Below are 15,304 nucleotides of genomic sequence, written 5' to 3'. Positions count from 1 at the left end.
CTGAAGCAGGCCGCTGTGCGCCCTGCGAGAAAAACCGCCGATGACTCGTCACCGGCATTCGCGCCCTGATGGACGCTTGTTCAATATTGTCGCGTTCGGCCAACAACACCGCTTCGCCTTGATCCTGACTCGCCAGCACACGGCCCCACGGGTCGATAATCGCCGCGTGGCCAAAGGTTTCCCGCGGTCCCGGATGGGTCCCGCCCTGCGCGGCAGCCAGCACATAACACTGGGTCTCGATGGCCCGCGCACGAATCAGCACATCCCAATGCGCTGCGCCGGTCACCGCAGTAAAGGCTGACGGTGCGGTAATCAGTTCAGCACCGGCAGCACGCAATTCGCTGTACAGCTCGGGAAAGCGCAAGTCGTAGCATACGGTCAAACCGAGTCGGCCCACCGGCGTATCGGCAACTACGACGCCACTGCCATAAGCATAGTCATCGGATTCGCGGTAACGGCCGCGATTGTCCGCTACATCGACATCGAACAGATGCAACTTGTCATAGCGGGCTACGACTTCACCCTGATCATCGACCAGCAGCGAGCAGGCATTGGCCTTGGCCGTCGGCTGATCCACCGGCGGCAACGGCAAGGTGCCAGCCACTATCCATAACTTGAGGTCGCGGGCGGTCTGTTTCAACCATGGCAGGATCGGTCCTTCGCCCAGTGCTTCGGCGCGGCCGATGTCAGCGACATCGCGACGGCCCATGGCGGCGAAGTTTTCCGGCAGTACCGCGAGCTTCGCACCGCCGGCCGCTGCCTGTTCGAGCAGGCGCCGGGCCTGAGCCAGATTGGCCAGCACGTCGCTCTGGCTGACCATTTGAATCACCGCTAAAGACATGGCGAACTCCGCAAGAGGTATGCGGCCATGCTACTCCATCGGTTCAGGGGCTGGCTGTTCAAAAAGGCTTGTCAAAGGTGATTTTCGGCTCTTTCCAAGGGCCTTTGACGGTGTACTTCACACTGGCAAAGCGCGCCACACGGTCACCGATCAACTTGTCGATGAGGAACAACGCACCGCCAACCGCCGGTGCACCGACAATCAGCGCAGCGATGGGCAGGTTATTGGTCACCGGCAACGTCACCAGCAACTTGGCGTCGACCTGGTCACCGACCAGATCCAGCGTACCGTCCAGCTCAAGGTTACTTGAAGGGCCGGTCAGGCGAATCGGCTCGCGGGTGACATACACACCATTGTTTGCCACCAGCAGACCTTTGACCCGGTCGTAGCTCAAGCCTTTGCCGAACAGGTCGGAGAAGTCCAGACGCAAACGCCGGCCGATAGAGTTGAAGTTGAGCAGCCCAAACACCCGCAACGCCTGTGCGCCACCCTCCACTTCAACAAACTGGCCTTTGTTCAGCGACGCATCAAGGGTGCCGGAGAAGCGCTTGGTCGCCAGCCATGCCGGCGAGCCCGGCCAGCGGCCGTCGACGTCCATGTGGAATTCTTCACTGGTCACGCTCGGGGCAAAGCCCCAGCCCTTGAGGACATCGGCGAGGTTTTTGCCGCCAATCCGGCCTTTGAACCAGCTGTTGGTCGCACCCGGTGCGCCTTCCCAGCCACCATTGCCCTGCAACAAGATGCCTTTGAGGCCCATGTCCAGGTTGTTCAGAGCGATGCCCTTGGCGGTTGGTCGCACTTTCAACGACCAGCCGCCGACCAGGTCGGGGCCCAAAAACAGTTGATTGATGGTGATATCCAGCGCCGGAATTTTCGTCGGATCGACCGATACCAACGGATCCGGCGAATTCTCGTCAGCCTGCACCGTCGGGTCCGGCGCTGGCAGTTTCACGTATTGCAGATTGACCGCAATCGGCACGCCCTTGGCGTCCGGCAGGCTCGCCGAGCCTTTCGCCTGCTGGCTGTCGAGGGCCAGATTCCATGCGCCCGGCTTGCGATTGACCTGAACCGACGCCTGATCCAGCGTGGTGCCGAATGCAGTGAGTTTGCCGACCTTGAAGTCAGCACTGTTAAGCAATTGCTTGGCGCTGCCGCCGGGATCTTGCCCTGCGTACCTGTTGACCAGATCCTGCCAAGGTGCGACGTCGAGTTCCGAGAGCACCCCGCGAATCCGCAAGCCTTTGGCCCCCGGCAGCACTGCTTCGCCGGCACCGAGGAACAACTCGCCACGGCCTTCGGCAAAATTGCTCGGCGGCGCGGCAAAAGTGAAATTGGCCAGTTGGTCGTAATTGACCCAGTAACGCCGCTCCTGCCCCTGCAAGGTCATGCGGAACACGGTATCGCGACCGACATCCGCCGCCATGCCGAACGGCGCCGGCAGATCCACTGCCACACCTTTCATGCTGGAGCTGACCATCAACTGACTGTCGGCGCCGTCCAGATTCAATTGCAGTTGATAGGGAATGGTCCCGGAGACCGGCAACGGTTGTGTCACGCCCAGCCAGTCAGTGAGTTTCTTGACCTCGACCTGCCCGGATGCCGCGACCCGAGTCTTGAGTTTGCCAGGGCTGCCATCGGCGAAAATCTGCGCCGTGACCGGTTTGTCGAACGCCCGCGCGGCGATGTTCTGCCCGCTGAGCCCCTTGGCACTGTCAAAGCGGAAATCGCCCTTGAGCTGAGCCAGCTCCAGCTTCGGCTCAGCCAGCTTCAGGCGCGCATTGGCGGTTTTGAAGTCGACGAGGATTTTTGGCTGATCGCCGCCCTTGTCCAACGGGATATCGAGCTTGAGCTTGCCTTGCAGATCCCCCGCCCCTTCCCAACCGGCGAAGGTTTCACCGGTGCCGATCGGTGCGTCCTGGAGAATTTTCAGACCATCACCGAGGCCGCCAGCAAACCCGCCATCGAGATACATGTGCGTGTGTTGCCCGGCCGCTACGTGGGGAATATTGACGAAGACATCGCTGACCTGGGTGTCGAGCAACTGGCCCTTGTCGGCCCAGATCCGCACACCGCTGTCTTCGATGAACACATCGCCACTGACCTTGCTCACGTGCGGCCAGCCCGGCTGGAACGCCAGTTCAGCGTCGTGGACCTTAAAGAACAGACTGATGCTGCGATCGGCCTCACCGGCGTTCTTGCTCAGCGAGCCCTGATACTGGAAGAAGCCTTGGTCGACCGCACCTTTGAGGATTGCCGTGCGCAGCCACTCGTCGAGCGCCGGGCTGAGAACTTCGGGCAAATACTTGGCCGTGTAGCGACCATCGCCATCGACCAGGCCGACCCGCAGGTCCATGTAGTCTTCCTGGCTGTGGTCGAAATGCAGACGAATCAGGAAGTCGCCGGCAATCTTGCCCTCCTCGCCCAGCACCTTCAGGTACGGAGCGATCAGGGTGAAACCGTCTTTATCGAGTTTCCAGGTCAGGCGTGCGTTGGCCTGAAGGTATTGCCACGGCTTGGCAAAAATCGGGTCGAGGTGGAGGACAAAATCCTTGCTGTCCATGCGTAACTCGCCACCGTCGAGGTTGCCGCTCAGGCTGCCGCTGACGTTTCGAGCCGCCGGCGCCCCGTGATAGGCGTCAAAACCGACGTTATCCAGGTTGGTGGCGAAACTGAATTTGTTGCCGTCGGTGGCGTTGGGGCGAAAATCCAGCAACACATTGCGCAGACCACCGGTGACCTTCAGATGATCGACGGCCGTGGCGAATCCTTGCGGCAGCGGCCCCAAGGCGTTCAGCAGTGGAGTGATCGGCGTCAGGTCGAGACGATCCGCCTGCAAGTGCCAAAGCTCTTCGACCTTGTCGGTCGCGCGCGTCTGCTTCAGCTGTACATGGGACTCCCAACGGTTTTCACCGAAACTCATCGCCAGCGAATCGAGGGTAACGATCGCGCCCTCGGCACTGTTCTCGTAGTAGGCGCCAAGCGCCAGATTATTGATCTGGATCGGCTTGCGATCGGCGTAAGCGCCGATCAGTTGCGGCGCGTTCAAACGGAGCGCAGCGCTTTGCAGCGTGCCCTTGGCCCAATTGACCCAGAGTTCGCCGCCAGCCTTGATCTCGGAAAAATTCCATTGCTGGGTCAGACGCTCCGGCAGCCACTTCGACCAGTCGCTTTGCGGCAGGCTGGCATAACCCTCCACCACACTGTCCTGCCATTGCTCCGGGCGAATTCGCGTACGCAGACTCAACGCAACAGGCTGGCCATCGGGCAAGGTCAAACGTGCATCGAGCCGCTGACGGCTGGCGCCGGTTTTCAGATTGAGGCCGACATAGGTGAGCGTCAGCGGCGCGTGATCCTGCGGCTGCAAAGTCACCTGACTGTCGAGCACCGACAGTTGTTGAATCATCTGCGAACGATTGAACAGTTGCTGCGGATCGAGCGGCTGATCGTTCTGCACCGGCAGGCCTTCCAGCGCCCAACTGCCGTCTTCGGCCTCCTTGAGGCTGATTTTCAGGCCGTTGAGCTCGAGGTGGGCAATGCGCACTTCACGAGCCAACAGACTGGCCCAAAGATCCGGCACCACTCGCACGCGGTCCAGACGCAACGCATTGGCGCCACTGCCGACCATCACATCATGAGCCAGCAGGATCGGCGCAAAACCGCTCCAGTTGCCTTCCAGCTCGCCGATCTGCAACGGCATGCCGAGGGCGGCGCTGGCTTTGTCTTCTATATCGGCACGATATTCGGCCACCAGCGGCGTCAGTTCGCGGCCAAGACTGACGTACAACGCCATCAACACCAGAACCAACGCGCACAGGCCCAGCCCCCAACGGGTGAGTGCGGCCAGAATGCGTGTCAGACGCTCCATGTCAGATGGCTCCCATGGCAAAAATACTGCGAAAAGCTGAGGCCAGCCGCGGTGGAAAAAAAGTGACGCAGGGGATCAGAGCAACACCACGTCATATTGTTCCTGGGAATACATGGTTTCCACCTGGAAGCGTATGGTGCGGCCGATGAAGCCTTCAAGTTCGGCAACGTTACCGGATTCTTCGTCGAGCAAACGGTCGACGACTTTCTGGTTCGCCAATACACGATAGCCTTCGGCCTGATAGGCGCGGGCTTCACGCAGAATCTCGCGGAAAATCTCGTAACAGATGGTTTCCGCAGTTTTCAGTTTGCCGCGACCCTGGCAGCTGCTGCACGGTTCGCACAGCACTTGCTCAAGGCTTTCGCGGGTGCGCTTGCGGGTCATCTGCACCAGACCCAGCTCGGTGATGCCAATGATGTTGGTCTTGGCGTGATCGCGCTCCAGCTGTTTTTCCAAAGTGCGTAGTACTTGGCGCTGGTGCTCTTCATCTTCCATGTCGATGAAGTCGATGATGATGATCCCGCCCAGATTGCGCAGGCGCATTTGCCGGGCAATCGCGGTGGCCGCTTCGAGATTGGTCTTGAAGATGGTCTCTTCGAGATTGCGATGGCCGACGAACGCCCCGGTATTGACGTCGATGGTGGTCATGGCTTCTGCCGGATCGACCACCAGATAACCGCCGGACTTCAGCGGCACCTTGCGTTCGAGGGCTTTCTGGATTTCGTCTTCGACACCGTACAGGTCAAAAATCGGCCGCTCACCTGGATAGTGCTCCAGACGATCGGCGATTTCCGGCATCAGTTCGGCAACGAACTGCGTGGTTTTCTGGAAGGTTTCCCGCGAGTCGATGCGAATCTTCTCGATCTTCGGATTGACCAGATCACGTAGCGTACGCAACGCCAGACCGAGGTCTTCGTAAATCACGCTCGGCGCGCCGATGGTTTTGATCTGCTCGTTGATCTGATCCCACAGGCGGCGCAGGTAGCGGATGTCCATGAGGATTTCATCGGCGCCAGCGCCTTCGGCGGCGGTACGCAAAATGAAACCGCCCGCCTCCTTGATCCCTTCCTTGGCCACACAATCGCTGACCACCTGCTTGAGGCGTTCGCGCTCGGCTTCGTCTTCGATTTTCAGGGAAATGCCGACGTGGGCGGTGCGTGGCATGTACACCAGGTAGCGCGACGGAATCGACAGTTGCGTGGTCAGGCGCGCGCCTTTGGAACCGATCGGATCCTTGGTGACTTGCACCACCAGGCTTTGGCCTTCGTGCACCAGCGCACTGATGCTTTCCACCGCTGGGCCTTCGCGCAGGGAGATTTCGGCGGCGTGAATGAACGCCGCGCGATCCAGGCCGATGTCGACGAACGCCGCCTGCATGCCCGGCAGTACCCGAACAATCTTGCCTTTATAGATGTTGCCGACGATCCCGCGTTTTTGCGTGCGCTCAACGTGGACTTCTTGCAGCACACCGTTTTCGACCACCGCCACGCGCGACTCCATCGGCGTGATGTTGATCAGAATCTCTTCACTCATGGCAGGATCTCGTTCAGGCGTGTTCACGATAATGGCCGCATCTGGATTCGTACGACGCTTATTGCGCGTTCAGGTTTTGCCAACAGGGTATGCCGAAATGGCCCAACAGTTCTGCGGTTTCGCAAACAGGCAAGCCGACGACTGCCGAGTAACTGCCATTGAGGCCGGCGACAAACACCGCGCCGAGCCCTTGAATGCCATAACCGCCGGCCTTGTCCCGTGGCTCGCCACTGGCCCAATAAGCGCCAGCTTCTTCACCGCTGATCGGGCGAAACCGCACCAGACTGCGCACCACCCGCGACTCGCAGCGCTCGCCTTCGAGCACGGCGATGGCGGTCAGCACTTCATGCTCCTTGCCGGACAACATCATCAGCATGGCGCATGCGTCGGCTTCGTCCACCGGTTTGCCAAGAATTTTGCCGTCCAGCACCACGGCGGTGTCGGCACCCAGCACGCAGAAGGGCTGAGCGAACACGACGGCGCGGCGCCCGGCCTCGGCCTTGCCGCGCGCCAGACGCTCGACATAGGCCGGTGGCGATTCTTCAGGTAATGGGGTTTCATCGATATCCGCACTGATCGCGGAAAACGCAACGCCGATCTGCGTGAGCAATTCACGGCGACGCGGCGATCCGGAGGCGAGGTAAAGCGGCTTCATCAAAACATCTCCCTGTTCAGTGCCCTGCTTCACCGGCTCAATTGATTTTGTAGCGTCGGCGCAATCCGCGTAGGGCAAAGCTGACCCAAGGCCAGAGCAAGGCACTGACCAGTGCTGGCAGCACCAGCGCCAGGGTTGGCTGACGGTTGCCGGTCAAGGCGCTGAGCCACAATTGCACCAGCTGCGCGAGACCGAAAATCACCAGAATCACCAGACATTGCTGCCACATCGGGAACATTCGCAGGCGTTGTTGCAACGACAGCACGAGGAAGGTGATCAGTGTCAGGATCAACGCGTTCTGCCCAAGCAGCGTGCCGTAGAGCACATCTTCTGCCAGCCCGAGGCAAAACGCCGTGACCATGCCAACCGTGTGCGGCATGTACAGCGCCCAGAATGTCAGAAGCAGCGCCAGCCACAGCGGACGCAGGATTTCCATGAATTGCGGCAACGGCGAGACACTAAGCAACATGCCGATGAGAAACGTCAGCCAGACAATCCAGCCGTTTCGCGATGCGGTAGCCCCGACCATTATTCTTGTCTCCCAGTTGTCGCCGGTGCACTGACGGGCGGTTTTGCCGCAGGTCGCGCAGCCGGCTGGGCAGCTGGAGGTTTGCTCGGCGTCGGCGCCGCTGCCGGTGGTTTGGCCGCTGCTGGCGGTTTGCTTGCCGCGGGTTTGACCGGTGTGGTGCTGGCGGCAGCGGCTGGTGCGGCAGGCGTTGCGGGTGTCGTAGCAGCCGCTGCAGCAGCAGGCGGGGTGACGGTTTTCGGCACAGTGGCCGGCACAATCGGGCCGCCGCCAAAGGCATCAAGGTTTTCCTGCGCCTGCGCGGCATCATTGGCGCGCTCTTCGGCGGTACGGTTGTCGCTGAATACCAGCAGCAGATAGCGGCTACGGTTGAGTGCGGCAGTTGGCACGGCGCGGACGATCGCGAACGGCTGGCCGGAATCGTGGATCACTTCCTTCACCGTGGCGACCGGGTAACCGGCCGGGAAGCGCTGGCCAAGCCCGGAGCTGACCAACAGATCGCCTTCTTTGATATCGGCCGTGTCGGCGACGTGACGCAATTCCAGGCGCTCCGGATTACCGGTGCCGCTGGCAATCGCGCGCAAACCGTTACGGTTCACCTGCACGGGAATGCTGTGAGTGGTGTCGGTCAGCAGCAGTACACGGGAGGTGTACGGCATCAACTCGACCACTTGCCCCATCAGACCGCGCGCATCGAGCACCGGCTGCCCCAGTACCACGCCGTCGCGTTCACCTTTATTGATGATGATGCGATGAGTGAAGGGGTTGGGGTCCATGCCGATCAACTCGGCCACTTCGACCTTTTCATTGACCAGCGCAGAGGAATTGAGCAACTCGCGCAGCCGGACGTTCTGCTCGGTCAGTGCAGCAAGCTTTTGCATGCGGCCCTGATACAGCAGGTTTTCGGTCTTGAGTTTTTCGTTTTCGGCGACCAGTTCGGTGCGACTGCCGAACTGACTGGCAATCCCTTCCCACAGCCGTCCGGGCAGGTCAGTGATCCAGTAGGCGTCCATCAACACCAGCGACGCTTGTTTGCGCGCAGGCTTGAGCAGGTCGAAGCGGGCATCGACCACCATCAGCGCGACCGACAGCACGGCCAGCACCAACAGGCGCACACCCAACGAAGGGCCTTTGGCGAAAAGCGGTTTAATAAGCCGCTCCTCCCAGGCAAATGTTCTGTTTATTCATACGGCATCAAACCGGCCTGGATGAAGACTGACAGAAGATAAACGCCAACAGGCAGCACTGCAAAGTGCTGCCTGCGCGCTCACCCACGTATTGCACCCGGCGACTTATTCGCTGGAGAGCAGGTCCATGGTGTGCTTATCCATCATTTCCAATGCACGGCCACCGCCGCGAGCAACACAGGTCAGCGGATCTTCGGCAACGATGACTGGCAGACCGGTTTCCTGGGCCAGCAACTTGTCGAGGTCACGCAACAGCGCGCCACCACCGGTCAGTACCAGGCCACGCTCGGCGATGTCGGAAGCCAGTTCCGGCGGCGATTGCTCCAGGGCGCTTTTCACGGCCTGAACGATGGTCGCCAGAGACTCTTGCAGAGCTTCCAGTACTTCGTTGGAGTTCAGGGTGAATGCGCGTGGAACGCCTTCGGCCAGGTTGCGACCGCGAACGTCGACTTCGCGAACTTCGCCGCCCGGGTAGGCCGTGCCGATTTCCTGCTTGATGCGCTCAGCGGTGGATTCACCGATCAGGCTGCCGTAGTTACGACGCACGTAGGTGATGATCGCTTCGTCGAAGCGGTCGCCGCCAACGCGGACGGATTCGGCATAGACCACACCGTTCAGGGAGATCAGCGCGATTTCGGTAGTACCACCACCGATATCCACGACCATCGAGCCGCGTGCTTCTTCAACCGGCAGGCCGGCACCGATCGCCGCAGCCATTGGCTCTTCGATCAGGAACACTTCACGGGCACCGGCGCCAAGGGCCGATTCACGGATGGCACGACGCTCAACCTGGGTGGATTTGCATGGAACGCAGATCAGCACACGAGGGCTAGGCTGCAGAAAGCTGTTTTCGTGAACCTTGTTAATAAAGTATTGCAGCATCTTTTCGCAGACGCTGAAGTCGGCGATCACGCCGTCCTTCATCGGACGAATGGCAGCAATGTTGCCCGGCGTACGGCCGAGCATGCGCTTGGCCTCGGTGCCGACAGCAACGACACTTTTCTGGTTACCGTGTGTCCGAATGGCCACAACCGATGGCTCATTCAGGACGATACCGCGCTCGCGCACGTAAATAAGGGTGTTGGCAGTGCCCAGGTCAATGGAAAGATCGCTGGAAAACATGCCACGCAGTTTCTTGAACATGGGAAAGGGACCCTAGGCAACGCGTGGGTAAAAAAGTGCGGCAAACTCTAACAACGACAGGGATTTTGGGCAAGGCGCCAATATGTTAAATTGGCCGCTTTTCTGTGCACCAAGCCCCACAATCGCGGCCTTATGACCGTAGAAGTGCGGTAGTGTTCCGACAATCTAACACACGGACGCCGTCCGTTCTGTTTTCCACAGGAGAATCCCGATGGCGCTAGAACGCTCCGACGTGGAAAAAATCGCGCATCTGGCCTGCCTTGGCCTCAATGATGCCGATCTTCCACACATTACTTCCGCTCTCAACAGCATTCTCGGTCTGGTCGACGAAATGCAGGCTGTTAATACCGACGGAATCGAGCCTCTGGCCCACCCGCTGGAAGCCAGTCAGCGCCTGCGCGCCGACGTCGTGACCGAGAGCAATCACCGCGAGGCCTACCAGTCCATCGCACCAGCGGTCGAAAACGGCCTGTATCTGGTTCCGAAAGTCATCGACTAAAGGGAAAGAGCCTGCAATGCATCAAATGACTCTGGCCGAGATCGCCCGCGGTCTCGCCGATAAAAAGTTTTCCTCCGAAGAGCTGACCAAAGTCCTGCTGGCGCGAATCACCCAGCTCGATCCGCAGCTCAACAGTTTTATCAGCCTCACCGAAGCGCTGGCCCTCGAGCAGGCGAAAGCCGCCGATGCCCGCCGCGCCAACGGTGAGAGCGGCGCCCTGCTCGGCGCGCCGATCGCTCACAAAGACCTGTTCTGCACCCAGGGCATTCGCACCAGCTGCGGCTCGAAGATGCTCGACAACTTCAAAGCCCCGTACGACGCCACCGTGGTCGCGAAACTGGCCGCTGCCGGCGCCGTGACTCTGGGCAAGACCAACATGGACGAATTCGCCATGGGTTCGGCCAACGAGTCGAGCTGGTACGGCGCGGTGAAAAACCCGTGGAACCTGGAACACGTACCGGGCGGTTCGTCCGGCGGTTCGGCGGCGGCGGTTGCCGCTCGTCTGTTGCCTGCGGCCACGGCCACTGACACCGGTGGTTCGATTCGTCAGCCGGCAGCGTTCACCAACCTCACTGGCCTGAAGCCGACCTACGGTCGCGTTTCGCGCTGGGGCATGATCGCTTACGCTTCCAGCCTCGATCAGGGCGGCCCTCTGGCGCGCACGGCCGAAGACTGCGCAATTTTGTTGCAAGGTATGGCCGGCTTCGATCAGAACGACTCGACCAGCATCGATGAGCCGGTTCCGGATTACTCCGCCAGCCTCGGCGATTCGCTGCAAGGCCTGCGCATCGGTGTGCCGAAGGAATACTTCAGCGCCGGTCTCGACCCGCGCATCGCCGAGCTGATCCAGAACAGCATTAAAGAGCTGCAGAAGCTCGGTGCCGTGATCAAGGAAATCAGCCTGCCGAACATGCAGCACGCGATTCCTGCGTACTACGTGATCGCCCCGGCAGAAGCGTCTTCCAACCTGTCGCGTTTCGACGGCGTGCGTTTCGGCCACCGTTGCGAGCAACCGAAAGACCTGATCGACCTGTACAAGCGCTCGCGTGGCGAAGGCTTCGGCCCGGAAGTCCAGCGTCGGATCATGGTCGGTGCTTACGCGCTGTCCGCCGGTTACTACGACGCCTACTACCTGAAAGCGCAGAAGATCCGTCGCCTGGTGAAGAACGACTTCATGGCGGCCTTTAATGAAGTCGACATCATCCTCGGTCCAACCACGCCAAACCCGGCCTGGAAGCTCGGCGCCAAAAACAGCGACCCAGTCGCTGCCTATCTGGAAGACGTCTACACCATCACCGCCAACCTCGCGGGCCTGCCGGGCCTGTCGATGCCGGCCGGTTTTGTCGACGGTCTGCCGGTGGGCGTGCAGTTGCTCGCGCCGTACTTCCAGGAAGGTCGCCTGTTGAACGTTGCCCACCAGTATCAGCTCAACACTGACTGGCACACCCGCACCCCAACCGGCTTCTGAGGAGACACACATGCAATGGGAAGTCGTGATCGGGCTGGAGATTCACACTCAGCTCACTACCCGGTCGAAAATCTTTTCCGGTAGTTCCACCACGTTCGGTTCCGAGCCGAACACCCAGGCCAGCCTGATCGACCTGGGCATGCCGGGCGTATTGCCGGTGCTGAACCAGGAAGCCGTGCGTATGGCGGTGATGTTCGGTCTGGCGATTGACGCCGAGATCGGTCAGCACAACGTGTTCGCGCGTAAGAACTACTTCTACCCGGACCTGCCGAAGGGCTACCAGATCAGCCAGATGGAATTGCCGATCGTCGGCAAAGGCCACCTGGACATCGCCCTGGAAGACGGCACGGTCAAACGTGTCGGCATCACCCGCGCGCACCTGGAAGAAGACGCCGGCAAGAGCCTGCACGAAGAATTCAACGGTGCCACCGGCATCGACCTGAACCGTGCCGGCACGCCGCTGCTGGAAATCGTCTCCGAGCCGGACATGCGCAGCGCCAAGGAAGCCGTGGCTTACGTCAAGGCGATCCACGCGTTGGTACGTTATCTGGGCATCTGCGACGGCAACATGGCCGAAGGCTCGTTGCGTTGCGACTGCAACGTGTCGATCCGTCCGAAAGGCCAGGCTGAATTCGGCACGCGCTGCGAGATCAAGAACGTCAACTCGTTCCGCTTCATCGAGAAGGCGATCAACTCCGAAATCCAGCGTCAGATCGAGCTGATCGAAGACGGCGGCAAAGTGATCCAGCAGACCCGTCTGTACGATCCGAACAAGGACGAGACGCGTCCGATGCGTTCGAAAGAGGAAGCCAACGACTACCGTTACTTCCCCGATCCGGATCTGCTGCCGGTAGTCATCGAAGAGTCGTTCCTCGGCGAGGTGCGCGCCACCCTGCCGGAACTGCCTCCGCAGAAACGCGAGCGCTTCCAGGAGCAATTCGGTCTGTCGGTCTACGACGCCAGCGTGCTGGCCACCAGCCGCGAGCAAGCCGATTACTTCGAGAAAGTCGCGAGCATCGGCGGCGACGCCAAACTGGCGGCGAACTGGGTAATGGTCGAGTTGGGCAGCCTGCTCAACAAGCAAGGCCTGGACATCGATGAGTCGCCGGTTTCCGCTGAACTGCTGGGCGGCATGTTGCTGCGCATCAAGGACAACACCATCTCCGGCAAGATCGCCAAGGTTGTGTTTGAAGCGATGGCCAACGGTGAAGGCAGCGCAGACGAGATCATCGAAAAACGCGGCCTGAAGCAAGTGACCGACAGCGGCGCGATCTCGGCGGTACTGGACGAAATGCTTGCGGCCAACGCCGAGCAAGTTGAACAGTACCGTGCGGCTGATGAGGCCAAACGCGGCAAGATGTTCGGCTTCTTTGTGGGTCAGGCGATGAAAGCGTCGAAAGGCAAAGCCAACCCGCAGCAAGTGAACGAACTGCTGAAAAGCAAGCTCGAAGGCTGATTCCGGCCCCGCGCTCGGGGATCGTTCCCACGCTCTGCGTGGGAATGCCGCCCCGGACGCTCCGCGTCCATTGCGGTGTGACGCAGAGCGTCACGGGATGCATTCCCACGCTGGAGCGTGGGAACGATCACTTTGGAGTATCTGAATGAAACGTCTGCTCGGCGCCTGCGCCCTGCTTTCTTTACTGGCCGGTTGCGCCAGCACCGACACCATCGACCCGCACGGTTACGACCAGACCGGCGTCGCTTCCTATTACGGTGCCAAGCACCACGGTAAACGCACCGCCAGCGGCGAAGCGTTCAACCAGAATTCCCTGACCGCCGCCCACCGCCAGCTACCCTTTGGCACACGGGTGAAGGTCACCAACCTGAAAAACGATGAATCCGTCGTGGTCCGCATCAATGACCGTGGCCCGCATACCCGTGGACGCCTGATCGACGTGTCCCGCGAGGCCGCCGAACAACTCGGCATGCTGCGCAGCGGCACCGCACGGGTTCGCGTGCAGGCCCTCGACGACTGATGGAGCGCTGACCATTTTCGGATTAGCCGACTTACCCCTGATCAGCGTGATCGAACTGCTCGCCGGCCTGTGCCTGCTGATCTTCGGCGCAGAGTTGATGGTGCGCGCGGCGGTGCGTCTGGCGGCGCGCCTGCATGTGCGGCCATTGATTATCGGTCTGACCATCGTCGCCCTTGGCAGCAGCGCACCGCAAATGGCCGTCAGCCTGCAAGCTGCGCTGGCACACAATCCCGACATCGCGGTCGGTAGCGTGGTCGGCAGCAGCATCTTCAATATCCTCGTCACCCTCGGCTTGTCAGCCCTGATCATTCCACTGCGCGTCTCGCGGCAATTGGTGCGCCTCGATATTCCGCTGATGATCGGCGCCAGTCTGCTGGTGTTCGTATTGGCGTGGAATGAAGAGATCGGGCGCTTCGACGGCGTCCTGTTGCTGGCGGCACTGGCGTTGTATCTCGGCTTGTTGTTACGCCAATCGCGGCACTCGGCGCGACCGCATTCGGAACAGCCCGAAACGGCACAGGCCTCGTGGTTCAGCAGCCTGCTGATGATCGTTATCGGTCTGGCAATGTTGGTGTTTGCCGGACATCTGCTGCTGGGCGCCGCTGTCGTGGTGGCCACTGATCTTGGATTCTCCGAGCGGGTAATCGGCCTTACCGTAGTCGCAGTCGGCACGTCGCTGCCGGAACTGGCGACCTCGCTGATCGCCGCATTGCGCGGACAACGTGACATCGCTGTCGGCAACGTCATCGGCGCCAACCTGTTCAACCTGCTCGGGGTGCTGGGCCTCACGGCTTTGATCGCACCGACGCCGCTGTCGGTGTCGCCGAACGCACTGGATTTCGATCTGCCGGTGATGCTCGGCGTCGCCGCACTGTGCCTGCCGGTGTTCTATTCCGGCTACCGCGTGACCCGCGCCGAAGGTCTGCTGTTGCTCGGTTTGTATCTGGCGTACGGACTGCACGTGGTGTCGTTCACCACCGGCATGCCACTGGCCGGCAAGCTTGAGCGGCTGATGCTGTTTTATGTCTTGCCGACGCTGTTGACGTTTTTGCTGTTCACGTCCGTACGCGCCTGGCGCCGCCAACACCACAAGAGGGATGTGCCATGACCGAATCGAAGAAGTCCGGGGTTGAAGTCCGCCGCCAGGTAATGGGCGATGCGTTTGTTGATCGCGCGCTGGGCAACGCCACCGAGTTCACTCAACCGTTGCAGGACTTCGTCAATGAACATGCCTGGGGCGGCGTGTGGAATCGTGAAGGTCTGCCGCTGAAAACCCGCAGCCTGATCACCCTCGCCGCGTTGACGGCACTGAAGTGCCCGCAAGAATTGAAGGGCCATGTGCGCGGTGCGCTGAACAATGGCTGCACGGTGGACGAGATTCGCGAAGCGTTGCTGCATTGCGCGGTGTATGCCGGCGTGCCGGCGGCGATTGATGCGTTTCGGGCGGCGCAGGAAGTGATCGACAGTTACGAGAAAAGCTAAAAAATCGCAGCCTGCGGCAGCTCCTACAAGAGACCGCATTCCCATGTAATTGTATGGACTCGCCCAAGCCGAGGCGTCTGTGCGCCACGGTGGCATTCTTATAGAAGCCAACGACAGCGAGGGCGAGGC

General features: G+C 60.5%; 13 protein-coding genes. 6 read left to right on the top strand and 7 right to left on the bottom strand.

All coding sequences use genetic code 11. The features are described 5' to 3' along the window. The 7 genes from ACWR1S_RS29645 to mreB all read right to left on the bottom strand — a co-directional run. Nucleotides 1–841 (bottom strand): carbon-nitrogen hydrolase family protein (locus ACWR1S_RS29645; protein WP_454565986.1); only part of this gene is annotated, 841 nt, incomplete at its 3' end. A gap of 58 nt (nt 842–899) precedes the next feature. Next, a complete protein-coding gene (locus ACWR1S_RS29640) occupies nt 900–4,706 on the bottom strand; it encodes a YhdP family protein (RefSeq protein ID WP_454565985.1) in 3,807 nt (1,268 codons plus the stop codon). 75 nt (nt 4,707–4,781) lie between these two features. Continuing rightward, nucleotides 4,782–6,239: a ribonuclease G gene (gene rng, locus ACWR1S_RS29635; protein ID WP_077571121.1), complete on the bottom strand. Its 1,458-nt coding sequence runs from the start codon at nt 6,237–6,239 to the stop codon at nt 4,782–4,784. Between the two features lie 58 nt (nt 6,240–6,297). Continuing rightward, on the bottom strand, nt 6,298–6,894 hold the full coding sequence (locus ACWR1S_RS29630; protein WP_454565984.1) for a Maf family protein: 597 nt from the start codon (nt 6,892–6,894) through the stop codon (nt 6,298–6,300). A 37-nt stretch (nt 6,895–6,931) separates the two neighbouring features. Then, entirely contained in the window at nt 6,932–7,423 is a 492-nt protein-coding gene (mreD, locus tag ACWR1S_RS29625; RefSeq protein ID WP_129389136.1) for a rod shape-determining protein MreD, read from the bottom strand. Further along, nucleotides 7,423–8,571, bottom strand: coding sequence for a rod shape-determining protein MreC (gene mreC / locus ACWR1S_RS29620; RefSeq protein ID WP_454565987.1), 1,149 nt, complete (start codon nt 8,569–8,571; stop codon nt 7,423–7,425). Before mreC ends, mreD begins: the two co-directional genes overlap by 1 nt. A 141-nt stretch (nt 8,572–8,712) precedes the next feature. Continuing rightward, complete coding sequence (mreB, locus tag ACWR1S_RS29615) at nt 8,713–9,750, bottom strand: rod shape-determining protein MreB (protein ID WP_002555108.1); 1,038 nt, start codon at nt 9,748–9,750, stop codon at nt 8,713–8,715. Nucleotides 9,751–9,961: 211 nt separating this feature from the next. On the opposite strand from mreB, the gene gatC reads away from it, so the two are divergent. The 6 genes from gatC (at nt 9,962) to ACWR1S_RS29585 (ending at nt 15,175) form a co-directional block, all read left to right on the top strand. After that, nucleotides 9,962–10,249 carry an Asp-tRNA(Asn)/Glu-tRNA(Gln) amidotransferase subunit GatC gene (gatC, locus tag ACWR1S_RS29610; RefSeq protein WP_007915356.1) on the top strand — a complete coding sequence of 96 codons (288 nt, stop codon included), beginning with the start codon at nt 9,962–9,964 and terminating at the stop codon, nt 10,247–10,249. A gap of 16 nt (nt 10,250–10,265) precedes the next feature. Continuing rightward, nucleotides 10,266–11,717: an Asp-tRNA(Asn)/Glu-tRNA(Gln) amidotransferase subunit GatA gene (gene gatA, locus ACWR1S_RS29605; protein WP_102900695.1), complete on the top strand. Its 1,452-nt coding sequence runs from the start codon at nt 10,266–10,268 to the stop codon at nt 11,715–11,717. 10 nt (nt 11,718–11,727) lie between these two features. Further along, a complete protein-coding gene (gene gatB / locus ACWR1S_RS29600) occupies nt 11,728–13,173 on the top strand; it encodes an Asp-tRNA(Asn)/Glu-tRNA(Gln) amidotransferase subunit GatB (RefSeq protein WP_454565983.1) in 1,446 nt (481 codons plus the stop codon). A 145-nt stretch (nt 13,174–13,318) separates the two neighbouring features. After that, nucleotides 13,319–13,693: a septal ring lytic transglycosylase RlpA family protein gene (locus ACWR1S_RS29595; protein ID WP_016984175.1), complete on the top strand. Its 375-nt coding sequence runs from the start codon at nt 13,319–13,321 to the stop codon at nt 13,691–13,693. Between the two features lie 46 nt (nt 13,694–13,739). Then, complete coding sequence (locus tag ACWR1S_RS29590) at nt 13,740–14,801, top strand: calcium/sodium antiporter (protein ID WP_454565982.1); 1,062 nt, start codon at nt 13,740–13,742, stop codon at nt 14,799–14,801. After that, a complete protein-coding gene (locus tag ACWR1S_RS29585) occupies nt 14,798–15,175 on the top strand; it encodes a carboxymuconolactone decarboxylase family protein (protein ID WP_007915345.1) in 378 nt (125 codons plus the stop codon). The genes ACWR1S_RS29590 and ACWR1S_RS29585 overlap by 4 nt, the downstream gene beginning before the upstream one ends. Nucleotides 15,176–15,304 lie beyond the last annotated feature (129 nt).

Source organism: Pseudomonas sp. AIG (genome assembly GCF_977020205.1).
This window is presented reverse-complemented; position numbering and strand designations above follow the sequence as displayed.

What these genes read in the sequence shown, in the direction of transcription:
- mreD (WP_129389136.1), bottom strand. Translation starts at nt 7,423, where the DNA reads ATGGTCGGGGCTACCGCATCGCGAAACGGCTGGATTGTCTGGCTGACG.
- gatA (WP_102900695.1), top strand. Translation starts at nt 10,266, where the DNA reads ATGCATCAAATGACTCTGGCCGAGATCGCCCGCGGTCTCGCCGATAAA.
- gatB (WP_454565983.1), top strand. Translation starts at nt 11,728, where the DNA reads ATGCAATGGGAAGTCGTGATCGGGCTGGAGATTCACACTCAGCTCACT.
- ACWR1S_RS29630 (WP_454565984.1), bottom strand. Translation starts at nt 6,894, where the DNA reads ATGAAGCCGCTTTACCTCGCCTCCGGATCGCCGCGTCGCCGTGAATTG.
- gatC (WP_007915356.1), top strand. Translation starts at nt 9,962, where the DNA reads ATGGCGCTAGAACGCTCCGACGTGGAAAAAATCGCGCATCTGGCCTGC.
- mreB (WP_002555108.1), bottom strand. Translation starts at nt 9,750, where the DNA reads ATGTTCAAGAAACTGCGTGGCATGTTTTCCAGCGATCTTTCCATTGAC.
- ACWR1S_RS29595 (WP_016984175.1), top strand. Translation starts at nt 13,319, where the DNA reads ATGAAACGTCTGCTCGGCGCCTGCGCCCTGCTTTCTTTACTGGCCGGT.
- ACWR1S_RS29640 (WP_454565985.1), bottom strand. Translation starts at nt 4,706, where the DNA reads ATGGAGCGTCTGACACGCATTCTGGCCGCACTCACCCGTTGGGGGCTG.
- ACWR1S_RS29585 (WP_007915345.1), top strand. Translation starts at nt 14,798, where the DNA reads ATGACCGAATCGAAGAAGTCCGGGGTTGAAGTCCGCCGCCAGGTAATG.
- rng (WP_077571121.1), bottom strand. Translation starts at nt 6,239, where the DNA reads ATGAGTGAAGAGATTCTGATCAACATCACGCCGATGGAGTCGCGCGTG.